We start from the raw sequence: 14,986 nt of genomic DNA, 5'->3' as shown, positions 1-14,986 counted from the left end.
TGCGCTTTCGCAAGGGATTGGATGGCCGCCCGAAAGGCGCATCGAAAGCGTCAAGCCCGGTTCGGCACCACCAGAACCTTGACCTCTCCGGCAGCAGGCGGATGCGCAATGACGCTGGCCGCCTCATCGAGCGAGACGCGCCGCGAGATCAGTTTGTCGATCTCGATTACGCCCGAGGCGACGAGGTCAGCAGCACGGCGATGAACGAACGGATTGATGAAGGATCCAAGCACGCGCAATTCCCTGAAGAGAATGTCGAACGGTTCGATTTCGACCGTCTCTCCCCGCGGCATGACGCCGAGAATGACGACGGTGCCGCCCGATTTGGCGAGCCGCGTCGATTGCTGCACTGTCTCGGCGACACCCGCGCATTCGATCACCACATCGACGCCGCCGGGCACAAGGCCTGCCGGACCGGCAATGGCTTCGACGATGTCGCTCGCGGAGGGATCGACGGTTGCCGTTGCTCCAACCTCCTCGGCGAGCCTGCGCTTGGCCGCCTGCCGCGTCGAGAGAATCACGGTCGTCGCACCCGCCAACCGCGCGAGCTGGACGGTCAGAAGGCCGATCACACCGCCGCCGAGAACGACGACAGACGATCCGGTACGGATGCCGGAGAGATCGATGCCATGCAGGCAGCAGGCGAGGGGTTCGCAGAAAGCGCCATGCACCGGATCGAGGCTGAGCGGGATTTCATGCGCCTGTTTTCGCGGAACGGTGACATAGTCGGCAAAGCCGCCATCGCGGTGGATGCCGATTGCCCTGAGCGCGTGGCAAAGGTTGACCCGGCCGGCGCGGCATTGCGAGCAGCGTCCACACGAAATGTTCGGATCGCCGGTGATGCGGGCACCGATCGCGATATCGCTGACATGATCGCCGATGGCTTCAACGATACCGCAGAACTCATGGCCGAGCGTGACGGGCGGTGTCGACGGAAACTCGCCGTGCAGGAGGTGCCGGTCCGTGCCGCAGATGCCGCAAGCCTCGACACGAACCAGAAGGTCGCCGGGACCGGGGGACGGAATGTCCACCTCACGCACGAAAAGATCGCCGATCGCCTCAAGCCGCAGCGCCTTCATGACCATGCCTCATTCACCGGTTTCCGTGGGGCGAATAGGATCGCCAAAGCGGGACACGGTCAAGGACCCTGCGGTGATTGCGGTCAACCCCGGCGTTGCCGCACGGCCGCAGCATAGGTTCGATTGACCGGCGCCTCGTTTCCATCCCCAAGCTGGATCGTCAGACGGCCGTTGTCACGCACGCACAAGCCGCGCGACGTGCGCGTCCGCCACCCATGAAATCAAACTGGTTGGCGGTTTCAGTCCAATTCACCTGCTGTCGATCTATGTGCTGTTTGGAAGCTGGCAAGCGATTGCGGCTGCCCGGCGGCACGACATCGCTGCGCATCACCGCCATGTGGCCGGCATGTATCTCGGCGGCATCGTCGTTGCCGGCCCCTTCGCGATGCTGCCCGGACGGCTGATGCATGCAAGCCTGTTTTCCGGGCTTTCGAACTGGCAGGCAGGAGCTACTGCAGCGGTGTTGGCTACGTTGCTGGTCGCCGCAACCGGCCTGGCGATCCGACAGGGCCGCCTTTTCGGTCTGCGCAAGTCCTCGAAAAGATTGGCATGATCGCAACCTTGCGGGCCCGATTGCGTTTTACAACTGCATTCGGCCCGACATATAAATGATCTGACCGATATTGCGTATCGACCCATGCCGGGAGGACAGATCATGGAATGGAAAGGCCGCCGCCAATCCGGGAACGTTGAAGACCAGCGCGGGGCAAGCCCCGGCGGCGGTCTGGGCGGTAATCCATTCGGCCGCGGTGGCGGCTTCCGCATGCCCGGCGGGGGCGGAGGCATGCGTGGCGCCGGCGGCGGCATGAGCTTCGGCACCATCATCTTTCTCGTCGTGCTCTACTTCATCCTGAAGGCGATGGGCATTGATATGCTGCAAGTGCTGGGCGGCGGTGGCGGTCCGGTGGCCCAACCGGGCTTCGAGCAGAGCGACGGCTCGCCGGCACCGCGCGGATCGGCGCAGGAAGAAGAGATGAAAGCCTTCATGTCGACGGTGCTGGCCGAAACCGAGGACACCTGGAACGGCATCTTCCAGGCCAGCGGCGAACAATATCAGGAGCCGAAGATGGTGCTGTTCAGCGGCTCCGTACGCTCGGCTTGCGGCTTCGCTTCTGCCGCATCCGGGCCGTTCTACTGCCCTGGCGACCGCAAGGTCTATCTCGACATGGGCTTCTTCGACGAGCTTGAACAGAAGTTCGGCGCATCCGGCGACTTTGCGCAGGCCTATGTCGTTGCCCATGAAGTCGGCCACCACGTGCAGAACCTCATCGGCGTGCTGCCGAAGTTCAATCAGATGCGCCAGTCGATGAGCGAGACCGAAGCCAACCAGATGTCGGTTCGCGTCGAGCTGCAGGCCGATTGCTTCGCTGGCGTCTGGGGCAAATACACCCAGCAGAAAGGCTTGTTGGAGCAGGGCGATCTGGAAGAGGCGCTGAACGCTGCCACTCAGATCGGCGACGACACGCTGCAGAAGCGCATGCAGGGCTATGTCGTCCCGGAAAGCTTCAACCACGGCACGTCGGAGCAGCGCATGCGTTGGTTCAAGCGTGGCTTCGACAGCGGCAAGATGTCTGCCTGCGACACCTTTTCCGGTCAGGTCTGATCTCAGACTGCGAGGGCAAGAACCGAAGGGGCCAGCAAAGATTGCCGGCCCCTTTCGTTTTGCACGCTAATGGCGCTCACTGTCCATATGGGCAAGCTGCGCCTCGGGATACCGCGCGCCTGAGGCCGCATCCCTCGGCACCGCCCGTTCGATGGCCACCAGATCCTCCGGCGTCAACCGAACAGACTGAGAGCCAAGCGCTTCGGCCAATCGGTCGCGCCGGCGGGCACCGATCAACGGCACGATATCCTCGCCTTGCGCCGCAACCCAGGCGATGGCAATCTGCGCGACAGAGGCGCCTTTGGCATCCGACACGCGCTTGAGGGCGTCGACGAGGGCCAGGTTTCTGTCCACATTGCCTTCCTGAAAGCGCGGGCTGGCGGCGCGAAAATCACCGCGCTCGGCGGCGCCCTTCTGCCAATGGCCGCTGATCAGGCCACGCGACAGCACGCCGTAGGCAGTGATGCCGATACCGAGCGCCCGGCATGTGGGCAGGATATCATCCTCGATGCCGCGCGAGATCAGCGAATATTCAATCTGCAGATCTGAAATGGGATGCACGGCTGCGGCCCTTCGAATGGTCTCCGATCCCAATTCGGAGAGCCCGATATGCCGGACGTAGCCGGCCTTTACCAAGTCGGCGATTGCTCCCACCGTTTCTTCGATCGGCACGTCCGGATCGAGGCGGGCAGGGCGGTAGATGTCGATATGGTCGACACCGAGCCGCTGCAGGGTGTAGGCGAGGAAGTTGCGAACCGCCTTCGGTCGGCAATCGTAGCCTAGCCAGCTGCCTGCGGCGTCTCGCAGCGCACCAAACTTCACGCTGAGGGTAACCCGATCTCGGTCCTGCCCCTTGAGCGCTTCACCGATCAACATCTCATTGTGGCCCATGCCGTAAAAGTCGCCGGTATCGATGAGCGTCATTCCGGCATCGAGCGCCGCATGAAAGGTGGCGATGCTTTCCGTCCGGTCAGAAGGGCCATACATGCCGGACATTCCCATACAGCCAAGGCCAATCTTGGAAACCGTTGGGCCGGCCTTTCCGAGTGAAACCTGATCCATACTCATTCTCCTTCGAGGGGCGCACCGTGCGTCCTTTTTCTTCCCCCATTGTTACGCCCGAGACAATCGTGCGATAATCCTGGACACTGCGAACAAGCTGTCCGGTATTTTGCACAATGAATGATCTTCCGCTGGCTGACCTCGATGCCTTCAGCGCCGTCGCACGCGAGCGAAGCTTTCGCGCGGCCGCCAAGAAGCGGGGCGTTTCCGCTTCGTCGCTCAGCGAAGCGCTGCGGCGGCTCGAAGCCAAACTGGACGTGCGTCTGCTCAACCGCACGACCCGCAGTGTAACACCAACCGAGGCAGGCATGCGGCTGCTCGAACGCTTGCAGCCGGCACTCGGCGAAATCGCCGGCGCGCTCGATCAGGTGAATGAACTGCGCGACAGCCCGGCCGGCACGCTGAAGCTGAACGTGCCTTCAGTCGTCGCATGCGAAATCCTGCCTTCGATCGTCGGGCGCTTCCTGAGGGCAAACCCAGCCGTTTCGCTTGAGGTGACGGCAGAGGACGGGTTCGTCGACGTTCTGGCAGCCGGCTTCGATGCCGGCATCCGCTACGAGGAACGGGTCGAGCGCGACATGATCGCCATCCCGATCGGACCGCGACAGCAACGCTACGTCACGGCAGCGTCGCCGGCGTATCTTGCGCGACACGGAGTGCCTCACCATCCGCACGATCTGCTGGAGCATGCCTGCATCCGACACCGCTTTGCGAGCGGTGTCGGCCTCGGCTGGGAATTCGGCGACGGCGAGGCAGCAATCACGATCACGCCGCCTGCCATTGTCACCGCGAACGCCGTCGACCTTGAAATTGCGGCCGCGATCGAAGGGCTCGGCATTATCAGGACCTTCGAGGAATTCCTGGCGCCGCATCTAACATCCGGTCGGCTGGTGACGATCCTCGATCCATGGGTGACGACCTTTTCAGGTCCGTTTCTCTATTACGCCAGCCGTCGTCACATGCCGGCGCCACTTCGAGCCTTCGTCGACTTTCTCAAGGCAGAGCAACGGTCACGGTTGCCCTGACGCGACGCGTTCCACAGGGGGCAATGGATCAACGAACCCGATCGTTCTCATAAAAAACTTTGAGATGTTCACGTATTGTTTCGATTGAAATCATGCGTTACACCTAAATTGGTAACGTCGTTCACGTTCTGTCTCCGCGCTGGCGACGGATAGCGCGAGGAAAGTTTGATGCTCGACGAGAAGTTCGTGCGACGCGGCCTGCTCCTCGTCTTCCTCATCCTGTTTCTCGACATCATCGGCATCGCGATCATAGTGCCGGTGCTGCCCACCTATCTGGAGGAACTGACCGGCGCAAATGTCAGCGACGCGGCGATCGACGGCGGCTGGCTTTTGCTGGTCTACGCTGCGATGCAGTTCCTCTTTGCGCCCTTCATCGGCAATCTCAGCGACCGTTTCGGGCGCCGGCCGATCCTGCTTGCCTCGGTGCTCACCTTCGCCATCGACAATCTGATCTGCGCCCTTGCGACCAGCTACTGGATGTTGTTTGTCGGCCGCGTTCTCGCCGGTATCAGCGGCGCCAGCTTCGGCACCGCCTCAGCCTACATTGCCGACATCAGCCATGATGGAAACCGCGCCAAGAATTTCGGCTTGATCGGAATCGCGTTCGGGTCCGGCTTTGCATTGGGGCCAGTCATTGGCGGGCTGTTGGGCGAATTGGGACCGCGCGTGCCGTTCTATGGCGCCGCGGCACTTTCCTTCATCAACTTCGTGCTGGGCGTTTTCCTGCTGCCGGAAACGCTGGACAGGGCGAACCGTCGCCGCTTCGAATGGCAGCGGGCCAATCCGCTCGGTGCGCTCAGGCAGATGCGCAACTATCCCGGCATCGGCTGGGTCGGGCTGGTCTTCTTCCTGTTCTGGATGGCACATGCAGTCTATCCGTCCGTCTGGTCGTTCGTCTCGTCCTACAGGTACGGTTGGAGCGAAGGCGAAATCGGTCTGTCGCTCGGCATCTTCGGCATCGGTGGCGCCCTGGTGATGGCGATCGTGCTGCCGCGCGTGGTGCCACGGCTCGGCGAATGGAGGACGGCCGTCCTTGGCCTGACTTTCACGGCACTCGGTGCCGCCGGCTATGCCGCCGCATGGCAGGGATGGATGATCTATGCCGTGATTATCGCCACCGCCCTCGAAAGCCTCGCCGATCCGCCTCTGCGTAGCATCGCCGCAGGTCATGTGCCTCCGTCGGCACAAGGCGAGTTGCAGGGCGCGCTCACCAGCATCGGGAGCATCACGACGATCATCGGCCCGCTGATCTTCACCCAGATCTTCGCCTACTTTACAGCGCCCACCGCCACCGTCTCTTTCGCCGGCGCACCCTATGCACTTGCCAGTTGTTTCGTGGTGGGCGCGCTTCTTGTCTTCTGGTTCAAGGTACCGAAGCGGCTCGCGGTTGCGGCAGAAGCTATTGAGCCTGTCGAACCGTCGATCGAAGAGCGCTATGCCGACCACGGCGCCATGCACCGAAATTGATCAATTTTCTTGATCCTTCGATGAAAAATTGAGCAGCCGAAGCTTTGTCACTGGTTCTTTTGACGGCCGTGTTCTATTTCCGTCATCCTTCCCTCCGTTCTGACCTGCGGCGTTTCGGCCGCGTCGACATCCAGGAATCCGTCATGCAGACCGCCAATGCGAGCCCGCCCCCGGTGCAGACCGACAATTCATGGCGCACCCATTATCGGGCAAGCCTCTATCTCGGCGTGCCCTTCATCGGCGCGCAGCTGGCACAACTTGCGATCAACACGACCGACGTCTTGATGGTGGGCAAACTTGGCGCGACGCAGCTCGCGGCGATCATCCTGGCAACGCAGATGTACTTCACCGTCTACATCTTCGGCAGCGGCTTTGCCAACGCCGTGGTGCCGATGGCCGCGCAGGCGCAGGGCAGGGGCGACAAGGTTTCGGTCCGCCGCTCCGTGCGCATGGGGCTCTGGGTGGTGCTCTGTTACGGCGTCCTGACGGCGCCGGTACTCTGGCTTGCCGAACCGATCCTGCTGCTTGCCGGCCAGCAGCCGGAGGTCGCAGCCCTTGCCGCCGAGTATCTGCACATTGCACAATGGGCGATCTTCCCGGGTCTGATCTTCATGGTGCTGCGCGCGTTCCTGAGCGGCCTGGAGCGGGCAGGGATCATTCTCTATGTCACCCTGGCAACGCTCGTCCTCAACGCAGCACTTTGCTACGTGCTGATCTACGGCCACTTCGGCTTCCCGCAACTGGGCATCTTCGGTGCAGCCGTCGCCGCCCTTGGCGTAGCGGTCCTCGGCACGGTGCTGACGGTCGCGTATATCAAGAGCAAACCGGAACTGAACCAGTATGAGCTGTTCGTGCGCTTCTGGCGCCCGGACTGGCCGGCATTCAGGGAAGTTGTCTATCTCGGCATCCCGATCTCACTGACCATTCTTGCCGAAGTCAGCCTGTTCACCGTCGCCTCGCTGCTGATGGGAACGATCGGCACGATCGAGCTTGCGGCCCATGGCATCGCGCTGCAGTTCGCATCGCTCGCCTTCATGATCCCGCTCGGAATTGCCCAGGCGGCAACCGTGCGCGTCGGCCTCTCCTACGGCCGCGGCGACATGCTCGGCGTCCGGCGCGCAGCAATTTCGGCACTGGTGCTTGGATCCGTCTTCGCGACCGTCGGCAGCGCGATCTTCGCACTCTTCCCGAGCCAACTCGCAGCACTTTATCTGGACACCAGCAGGCCGGATGCAGCCCAGGTGCTTGCCTTTGCCGCTCCGCTCATCGTGATTGCCGGCGCATTCCAGCTGGTTGACGGACTGCAGGCGATTGCCGCCGGCATGCTTCGCGGTCTCAAGGACACGAAAGTGCCGATGGTCCTGGCGATGATTTCCTATTGGCCGATCGGGTTCGTTTGCGCCTGGGCCTTCGCGTTTCCGCTCAATTTCGGCGGAACAGGCGTCTGGTTCGGATTCGTACTTGGCCTTGCCGCTGCAGCGCTGTTCCTGAACTGGAGGTTCTTCCGCATGATCCGAGCGCACAAGGTGTCGGCGGACTAGGCAGCGTCAGCTTCCGCACAAAGAAAAGCCGGACGGGCAGGGGATGCCGTCCGGCTTTAGAAAGCGACCGCTTCAGGGGAAGAATGGCGGGCGCTTATTTTGAAACTTCTGGAGGAAAGTTTCTGTATTTTACTAAACGTTGAACCCGCCGGTCTCGTTGGAGCCCATTCGATCGCGCTGGAGGTCGCGTATCGTGCGGGCAAAATCGACGAGGAAGACGAAACTGATTACCGCCGCGGCGGTCATGAAGACTGTCGCCATAACATTTTACCTTTAGCCGAAGATCTTACGGTTGCCTGAACGGTCGCGCTGCTCACGGGATTCGTCCCGGAGTGCATGTATGGTCGCAAAGATCATTGCGAAAAACATCGTCATCGAAAACAGAGCAAGTCCCATAGCCGTCATCCTTTCAGGTCGTAAACGGCAGTATCTTCAAAAAGGTTCCGTTCTTTCTTGCTTCACACTACAGTCTGCGATGTGAAACGCTCTTGAACATGGCATTCATCTAGCATTCATTTCTTTGGCGCCGCTGTTTCCCAGGGAACAGGGTTGCTGTCCTGCACAACTCTTGCGATCCGTCGCCGTCCATGACAAAAGGCTTCACCAAACGGAAACAGGTGCGATGACGACGGCATTCTACCCCGGCTCTTTCGATCCGATGACGAACGGGCATCTCGACGTACTTGTTCAGGCGCTGAACGTGGCGCGCAAAGTTATCGTGGCGATCGGCATCCATCCGGGCAAGGCGCCGCTCTTTTCGTTCGACCAGCGCGCGGACCTTATTCGCGAGTCGCTGCTCGAATTTGTGCCCGAGCGCGCCGCCGACATCGATGTCGTCTCCTTCGACAACCTCGTGGTCGACGCCGCGCGGCAGAGCGGCGCAAAGCTGCTTGTGCGTGGTCTGCGTGACGGCACGGACCTCGACTACGAGATGCAGATGGCAGGCATGAATCGGCAAATGGCGCCTGATGTTCAGACCCTGTTTCTGCCGGCGGGCACCGCATCGCGGCCCATTACGGCCACATTGGTCCGCCAGATCGCGGCCATGGGCGGTGACGTCAGCGCCTTCGTGCCCAAGGCGGTCCACGCCGCGCTGCAGGCCAAACGCAAGGCCTAGAGCCGCCACACTCCATTCACCACTCAGGGAGAAACCATGAAAATCCTCCACCTCGCTTTCGCCGGTGCCCTCACGCTTGCTTCCTTTGCGGGAACCGCATTTGCGCAGTCGGCTGACAACTTCCTTACCATCACGTTGAAGGACGGTCCTGTCGTCGTCGAGCTTCGCCCTGATATCGCTCCGAAGCATGTCGAGCAGATCAAGGCGCTGGCAACGGCCGGCGAATACAACAACGTCGCCTTCCACCGCGTCATCAAGGGCTTCATGGCCCAGACCGGCGACGTCCAGTACGGCGACATGGAAGACGGCTTCCAGCCCCAGGCTGCTGGCACGGGCGGCTCCTCCAAGCCGGACCTGCCGGCGGAGTTCTCGGACGTCCCGTTCGAGCGCGGCACGGTCGGCATGGCGCGTTCGCAGGATCCCAACAGCGCCAACTCGCAGTTTTTCATAATGTTTGCCCCGGGCGACTTCCTCAACGGCCAGTACACGGTCGTCGGCAAGGTCGTCTCCGGCATGGAGAACGTCGACAAAATCAAACTCGGCGACGACGCCAATAACGGCTCCGTCACCGATCCCGACCGCATGATCAGCGTCAAGGTCGGCAAGTAAAGTCAACAGAAGGAGAAAACCCATGGCCGAGATCAAAGATCCGGAAAACACGATCATCATGGAGACCACCAAGGGCAAGGTCGTCATCGAGCTTCTGCCGAATGTGGCTCCGGGTCATGTCGCCCGAATCAAGGAACTGGCACGCGAAGGCGCCTATGACGGCGTGGTGTTTCACCGCGTGATCGAGGACTTCATGGCACAGACCGGCGACGTCCAGTATGGCAAGACCGGCGGCGAACACTTCAACCCGTCGCGCGCCGGCATGGGCGGTTCGTCCAAGCCGGACCTGAACGCTGAATTCTCGAACGTCAGCCACATCCGCGGCACGTGCTCGATGGCTCGCAGCCAGGCGCCGAACTCGGCCAATTCGCAGTTCTTCATCTGCTTCACCGACGCTCCGTGGCTGAACAAGCAGTACTCGGTCTGGGGCCAGGTCATCGAAGGCATGGACAACATCGACAAGATCAAGCGCGGCGAGCCGGTGCGTGATCCCGATACCATCGTGTCGCTGCGGGTTGCCGCCGACGCCTGATTTGCGCTAATGCACAAACCCGCCCCGGTCGCGCCTGATGGCCCCGGGGCGGGTTTTGCTTTTTTTTCAGAAACGATCATGCGCGTAGACCTGTTCGACTTCGACCTTCCGGAAACCTCGATTGCGTTGCGGCCCGTAAGCCCGCGCGACAGCGCCCGCATGCTCGTCGTCGACCCGAACGCATCCGAACTGCTGACCGATCACGGCGTGCTTGACCTGCCGTCGTTCCTGCGCCCCGGCGACGCCTTGGTGTTCAACGACACGAAGGTCATTCCGGCGCAACTCGAAGGCATTCGCCGCCGCGGCGAAGAGATCACCACGCCGGTTTCTCTGACCCTGCACATGCGCGTCGCTCCCGATCGCTGGAAGGCGTTTGCCCGGCCGGCGCGTCGCCTCAAGGTTGGAGACCGCGTCGCCTTTGGCCATGGCGGCAACAACTGCATGCTCGGCACACTCGACGCGACCGTCGAGGAAAAGGGCGACGCCGGCGAAGTGACGCTGCGCTTCGATCTCTCAGGGCCGCTGCTCGACGAAGCGATCATGGCTACGGGGCATATTCCGCTGCCGCCTTACATCGCCTCGAAACGCGCCGAGGATGCGCAGGACCGCACCGACTACCAGACGGTCTATGCCCGCGAGGAGGGCGCCGTTGCTGCGCCGACAGCCGGTCTGCATTTCACAGAACGGCTGTTTTCCAAGCTGAACGAACTCGGCATCGAGCGCCATTTCGTGACCCTGCATGTGGGAGCTGGGACATTCCTGCCCGTCAAGGCCGACGATACCGATGACCACGTGATGCATCAGGAGATCGGCCATGTCGACGCTGAAACTGCCGCGCGCCTCAATGCCGTCAAGGCGAGGGGCGGCCGGATTGTCTGCGTCGGCACCACGTCGCTGCGGCTGATCGAAAGTGCCGCCGACGAACATGGCGCAATCCAACCCTGGTCCGGGCCGACCGGCATCTTTATCACGCCCGGCTACCGCTTCCGCGCCGTCGACATGCTGATGACCAATTTCCACCTGCCGAAATCGACACTGTTCATGCTGGTTTCGGCCTTCTGCGGCCTGGAGACGATGCGCGCAGCCTATGCATACGCGATCGAGACCGGCTACCGCTTCTATTCCTATGGCGATTCCAGCCTGCTTTTCCGGAAAGACTAGATGACCGAAACCTTCCAGTTCAAGCTGCACGCAACCGACGGCAAGGCGCGCCGTGGCGAGGTTTCGATGCCGCGCGGCACGATCCGCACGCCGGCCTTCATGCCTGTCGGCACCGTCGGCACGGTCAAGGCGATGTATCTCGACCAGGTCAAGGATCTCGGCGCCGACATCATCCTCGGCAACACCTACCATTTGATGCTGCGCCCAGGCGCCGAACGCGTGGCGCGACTTGGCGGCTTGCACAATCTCATCCGTTGGAAGGGCCCGATCCTCACCGACAGCGGCGGTTTCCAGGTGATGTCGCTTGCCGGCCTGCGCAAGCTCGATGAGCAGGGCGTCACCTTCAAGAGCCATGTCGATGGCGCACTCTTCCACATGTCGCCGGAACGGTCGATCGAGATCCAGGGGTTGCTCGACAGCGATATCCAGATGCAGCTGGACGAGTGCGTGGCATTACCGGCCGAGCCCAAGGAAATCGAGCGCGCGATGGAAATGTCTCTGCGCTGGGCCGAACGCTGCAAGGTCGCCTTCAGCGATCAGCCGGGCAAGGCGATGTTCGGCATCGTTCAGGGCGGTGACATTCCTGAATTGCGCGTACGCTCGGCAGAAGCTCTGAAGGGGCTTGACCTCAAGGGTTATGCCGTCGGCGGACTTGCCGTCGGCGAACCGCAGGAGGTGATGCTGAGAATGCTCGACATCACATGCCCCGCGCTACCAGTGGAAAAGCCGCGCTATCTGATGGGCGTCGGCACGCCGGACGATATCCTGAGATCGGTTGCCCATGGCATCGATATGTTCGACTGCGTCATGCCCACCCGCTCCGGACGCCACGGACTGGCATTTACCCGCCATGGTCGCATCAACCTGCGCAACGCACGCCACGCCGAGGACATGAGGCCGCTGGACGAGCAATCGTCTTGCCCGGCGACGCGCGACTATTCGCGCGCCTATCTGCATCACCTGATCCGCTCGAACGAATCGCTCGGTGGCATGCTGCTCAGCTGGAACAATCTGGCCTATTACCAGGAACTCATGGCGGGCATTCGCCTGGCGATCGAAGAAGGCCGCTTTGCCGACTTCATGGCCGAGACCCAGGAAACCTGGCGGCGAGGGGACCTGGCGCCTCTTTGAGGCCCGGAACAGTTCAGATCTCCGGCCCTGGCGCCGCCTGAAGCATCATCACGCCATTGATCTTGTAGCTCCCGTCGGGCTGCTTCATCAGCTGGTAGACCGCCGTCCAGTCCTTGCCATCTGGTGCCGAGATCAGCACCTCCTGAATGACCTGGTCGCCCGTCACCTTGGAGCGGCCAAATGCAAAATTGCCCGGCCGATAGACCGGCTGGTAGCCGCGCCTGACCATGTCGAAGAACACTGTCTTGTCGGGAAATTTTCCGCGAATGGCCGGCGAGGCGAAGGAGTAGGCGGCCTCCGCGTCGTCATTGAGAAAGGCCGCAATCTGGTCCTGGATGATCGAGCGCGCCGTATCAACAGGTTCGTCCGCCCTACATAAGCTCGCACCTGTCAGTTGCGCTGCGACACCAAGGGCAATGGCAAATGTCCTGATCATCACAGATCTCCGCCAGACGTTTTATTCCAACCTTAGAAAGCATAAGACGTTTGTGTGCTCTGGAAATGGGGCGAACGGTCGCCAAATGCATTTGCATTTCATGACAATGGTCAAAAATCACGCCCATTCAACGTGTTAGTCCGTGCATTTATACAAACGTCTTTAAACATCATAACTTAGTGATATTCGCAATTAAGCCGCGATAACACGTTAAGGCAATGATGTTACCGCGCATCTCGCTTCGCCTGGGCGACCGCACCGGCCTTTCTCGCCCGTCCTCGTTCCATGGGCCGCATGAGGCTTTTGCGCCTCGAACTTTCTATGGATTGCATTCCTTCCAGCGCACGACGCGAATTGTACGTTTCGTCCCGTTCTGTCTCGGATGCCTGCTTGGCCGCAAGCGCCGCACGCATGTTGGAGACCAATTGGGCCTTTCCGAGCATTTTACGACGCCTTGCATGCTCTCCGTTTAGCCGGCGCATGCTCATGGCCAGTATTTCGAGCTTGGCCCTTGTACCGATATCCTTTCGGGTGGGTTCCGCGCCTTTGGGGGCGGACTTCCCTCGGATCTCACGTCGTTGGCGATGAGCTTCGGCTTGTGATCTGTCGCGTCTCTCGCGCACTTGCTTCACGAGTTTCAGCAGGTCTTCGTCGGAAACGCCTTGTACCGCGGGATGGTGTGATTGGCGCACCAGATGCCACTCGTCCTCAGTGAGCAGGCGCTCCTCTTGCTTTCGCGAAATTGCCATTCGAAATACTCCTCCCAATTGTCTTTCCAAATGAATGAGTTCACTCGTCACTACCAAAAGGGCTATTTGCGCCGAGAGTACTGCCATAGGAAACTTGAGGTCGCTTGTGTGGAGTCAGCAACATCGGCGTTCGGATTTTGATCTCAAGGCGTAGGAGATGCAAGTCTGAGCGTTGGGGCGAGGGGGTACGCTGTACTGGGCACATAAGTCTTGGCTACATGGCTTAAACCAAGCGGCGTCCCCAAACTCCGAGGCGTTTCAGGTTTTGTAGTCGTCCTGCTTCCAAAAGCTCGCCGGACGACCACTGCTTCGTCCCGGCAAGCTGCAGGACTTCCGTCAAATGGCGGATCGATAGACGACCATCGCAAGGTTTCGTTCGTAGCTCACGCGCACAGTGCATGATGACGGCCAGCATTTCAGATCCAGCGCTGCATTACGGAACTCCTCGCTGTGGCGCCGATTGCTCGGCCGGGATCGCTTCTTCGAAACAAGACCGGCCGGACCATCCTGGTCATAGGCCTGCAGCAGCCTGTGGACCTGACTTCGACTGAGGTCGAGCAGTTCGGCAGCGTGAACAACGCTCAGGCGCTCGTCACGGATCTTCTGGATGACTTCGAGGCGATGCAACTCTTTCTGCGACATGGTGATCAAACAGGACATCACGACTCCGACCGCTCATGGTCTCGACCAGGCTGAAGATCGTCATCCTTGCTCCCAACGTTGGCTTTGACCAGTGCGTCGAGAGGCGAGACTGTCGCATCACTAACTGGCTTATATGTCGCATTTCTAAAATGCCTTGTGAGTTCATGGCGAACTGCGACTTTTGCGTGCAACGCTAACCGACACGTCGCATTTGCGCGAGCAGTTTCTTGCGGAAGACTTCCGCGGGCGTTCGGTAGCCTAAGCACTTCCGCGGTGTCGAGTTGAGCCGATCGCAAATGTCCTTCAGTTCACCGTCGGTGATCGAAAGCGGATCAACGTCTCTCGAAAGCCATTTGCGAACACGACGATTTGTGTTCTCGACCGTGCCCTTCTGCCAAGGCGACTGTGGGTCGCAGAACCATGTCTGCGTTCCAATGCCAGCCTGCAGATAGGGCCATTCGGTGAATTCCGTGCCACGGTCAAAGGTAATCGACCGGCGGGCGAGGTGAGGCAGGGTTTGCAACACCTGGATCAGCCCGTCCATGATCGGTCGAGAGTGCTGGTCGTTGTTGCGCAGGAAGACGGCAAAGCGGCTGACGCGCTCAACCAGTGACGTCACGTTGGCCTTGCCGAACTTCTTGCGAAACTGAATGAGATCGCACTCCCAATGACCGAACTGCTTGCGCTCGGCGACGGTGTCCGGACGGTGGAGGATGTTGAGTTCCGGGCTGAAACGGCGGCCATAGCGTCGCCTAGCATGCCGCGGTCGACGCCTTGCACGTCGTTCCGGCAGATGCCGCCATAGCTTGATCGCTTGGCCGTCTGCCGAATA

The 14,986-nt window shown here is 60.8% G+C and carries 16 protein-coding genes and 1 pseudogene; 10 read left to right on the top strand and 7 right to left on the bottom strand.

Annotated features, from left to right (window positions below):
- Nucleotides 1-50: 50 nt before the first annotated feature.
- Entirely contained in the window at nt 51-1,079 is a 1,029-nt protein-coding gene (locus HT585_RS06845) for a zinc-dependent alcohol dehydrogenase family protein (protein WP_176353219.1), read from the bottom strand.
- A 268-nt stretch (nt 1,080-1,347) separates the two neighbouring features.
- On the opposite strand from HT585_RS06845, the gene HT585_RS06840 reads away from it, so the two are divergent.
- Complete coding sequence (locus HT585_RS06840; RefSeq protein WP_176352223.1) at nt 1,348-1,632, top strand: DUF2306 domain-containing protein; 285 nt, start codon at nt 1,348-1,350, stop codon at nt 1,630-1,632.
- A 102-nt stretch (nt 1,633-1,734) separates the two neighbouring features.
- Nucleotides 1,735-2,682, top strand: coding sequence for a KPN_02809 family neutral zinc metallopeptidase (gene ypfJ, locus HT585_RS06835; protein WP_176352222.1), 948 nt, complete (start codon nt 1,735-1,737; stop codon nt 2,680-2,682).
- Nucleotides 2,683-2,748: 66 nt separating this feature from the next.
- Here ypfJ and HT585_RS06830 read toward each other — a convergent pair whose 3' ends face one another.
- Nucleotides 2,749-3,744: an aldo/keto reductase gene (locus HT585_RS06830; protein ID WP_176352221.1), complete on the bottom strand. Its 996-nt coding sequence runs from the start codon at nt 3,742-3,744 to the stop codon at nt 2,749-2,751.
- 116 nt (nt 3,745-3,860) lie between these two features.
- Between HT585_RS06830 and HT585_RS06825 the strand changes: the two genes are divergently transcribed.
- The 3 genes from HT585_RS06825 (at nt 3,861) to HT585_RS06815 (ending at nt 7,777) form a co-directional block, all read left to right on the top strand.
- Nucleotides 3,861-4,769, top strand: coding sequence for a LysR family transcriptional regulator (locus HT585_RS06825; protein ID WP_176352220.1), 909 nt, complete (start codon nt 3,861-3,863; stop codon nt 4,767-4,769).
- Between the two features lie 168 nt (nt 4,770-4,937).
- Nucleotides 4,938-6,236 carry a TCR/Tet family MFS transporter gene (locus HT585_RS06820; protein WP_176352219.1) on the top strand — a complete coding sequence of 433 codons (1,299 nt, stop codon included), beginning with the start codon at nt 4,938-4,940 and terminating at the stop codon, nt 6,234-6,236.
- Nucleotides 6,237-6,379: 143 nt separating this feature from the next.
- A complete protein-coding gene (locus HT585_RS06815; RefSeq protein WP_176352218.1) occupies nt 6,380-7,777 on the top strand; it encodes an MATE family efflux transporter in 1,398 nt (465 codons plus the stop codon).
- Between the two features lie 132 nt (nt 7,778-7,909).
- Here HT585_RS06815 and HT585_RS32050 read toward each other — a convergent pair whose 3' ends face one another.
- The gene (locus tag HT585_RS32050; RefSeq protein WP_281410667.1) at nt 7,910-8,038 is read right to left on the bottom strand and encodes a hypothetical protein; all 129 of its coding nucleotides are present in this window, start codon (nt 8,036-8,038) and stop codon (nt 7,910-7,912) included.
- Nucleotides 8,039-8,399: 361 nt separating this feature from the next.
- Here HT585_RS32050 and coaD point away from each other — a divergent pair, with 361 nt between their 5' ends.
- The 5 genes from coaD (at nt 8,400) to tgt (ending at nt 12,327) form a co-directional block, all read left to right on the top strand.
- Entirely contained in the window at nt 8,400-8,894 is a 495-nt protein-coding gene (gene coaD, locus HT585_RS06810) for a pantetheine-phosphate adenylyltransferase (protein ID WP_176352217.1), read from the top strand.
- Between the two features lie 36 nt (nt 8,895-8,930).
- Nucleotides 8,931-9,503 carry a peptidylprolyl isomerase gene (locus tag HT585_RS06805; protein ID WP_176352216.1) on the top strand — a complete coding sequence of 191 codons (573 nt, stop codon included), beginning with the start codon at nt 8,931-8,933 and terminating at the stop codon, nt 9,501-9,503.
- 22 nt (nt 9,504-9,525) lie between these two features.
- Complete coding sequence (locus HT585_RS06800; protein ID WP_176352215.1) at nt 9,526-10,035, top strand: peptidylprolyl isomerase; 510 nt, start codon at nt 9,526-9,528, stop codon at nt 10,033-10,035.
- Between the two features lie 78 nt (nt 10,036-10,113).
- Nucleotides 10,114-11,196 (top strand): tRNA preQ1(34) S-adenosylmethionine ribosyltransferase-isomerase QueA, encoded by a 1,083-nt coding sequence (gene queA, locus HT585_RS06795; protein ID WP_176352214.1) that lies wholly within the window; start codon nt 10,114-10,116, stop codon nt 11,194-11,196.
- The gene (gene tgt, locus HT585_RS06790) at nt 11,197-12,327 is read left to right on the top strand and encodes a tRNA guanosine(34) transglycosylase Tgt (protein ID WP_176352213.1); all 1,131 of its coding nucleotides are present in this window, start codon (nt 11,197-11,199) and stop codon (nt 12,325-12,327) included. It abuts the gene before it with no gap.
- Nucleotides 12,328-12,340: 13 nt separating this feature from the next.
- On the opposite strand, the gene HT585_RS06785 is transcribed toward tgt, so the two are convergent.
- From HT585_RS06785 to HT585_RS06770, 4 genes and pseudogenes are all read right to left on the bottom strand, one after another.
- Nucleotides 12,341-12,763, bottom strand: coding sequence for a DUF4864 domain-containing protein (locus tag HT585_RS06785; protein WP_176352212.1), 423 nt, complete (start codon nt 12,761-12,763; stop codon nt 12,341-12,343).
- A gap of 224 nt (nt 12,764-12,987) precedes the next feature.
- Nucleotides 12,988-13,512 carry a hypothetical protein gene (locus HT585_RS06780; protein ID WP_176352211.1) on the bottom strand — a complete coding sequence of 175 codons (525 nt, stop codon included), beginning with the start codon at nt 13,510-13,512 and terminating at the stop codon, nt 12,988-12,990.
- 417 nt (nt 13,513-13,929) lie between these two features.
- A pseudogene (locus HT585_RS06775) lies at nt 13,930-14,172 on the bottom strand (helix-turn-helix domain-containing protein); the annotation flags it as partial.
- A gap of 175 nt (nt 14,173-14,347) precedes the next feature.
- A partial coding sequence (locus HT585_RS06770) for an IS30 family transposase (protein ID WP_176352210.1) occupies nt 14,348-14,986 on the bottom strand: 639 nt, incomplete at its 5' end.

This window comes from Ensifer oleiphilus, assembly GCF_013371465.1.
In the GTDB taxonomy this organism is placed as follows: Bacteria; Pseudomonadota; Alphaproteobacteria; order Rhizobiales; family Rhizobiaceae; genus Ensifer; species Ensifer oleiphilus.
This window is presented reverse-complemented; position numbering and strand designations above follow the sequence as displayed.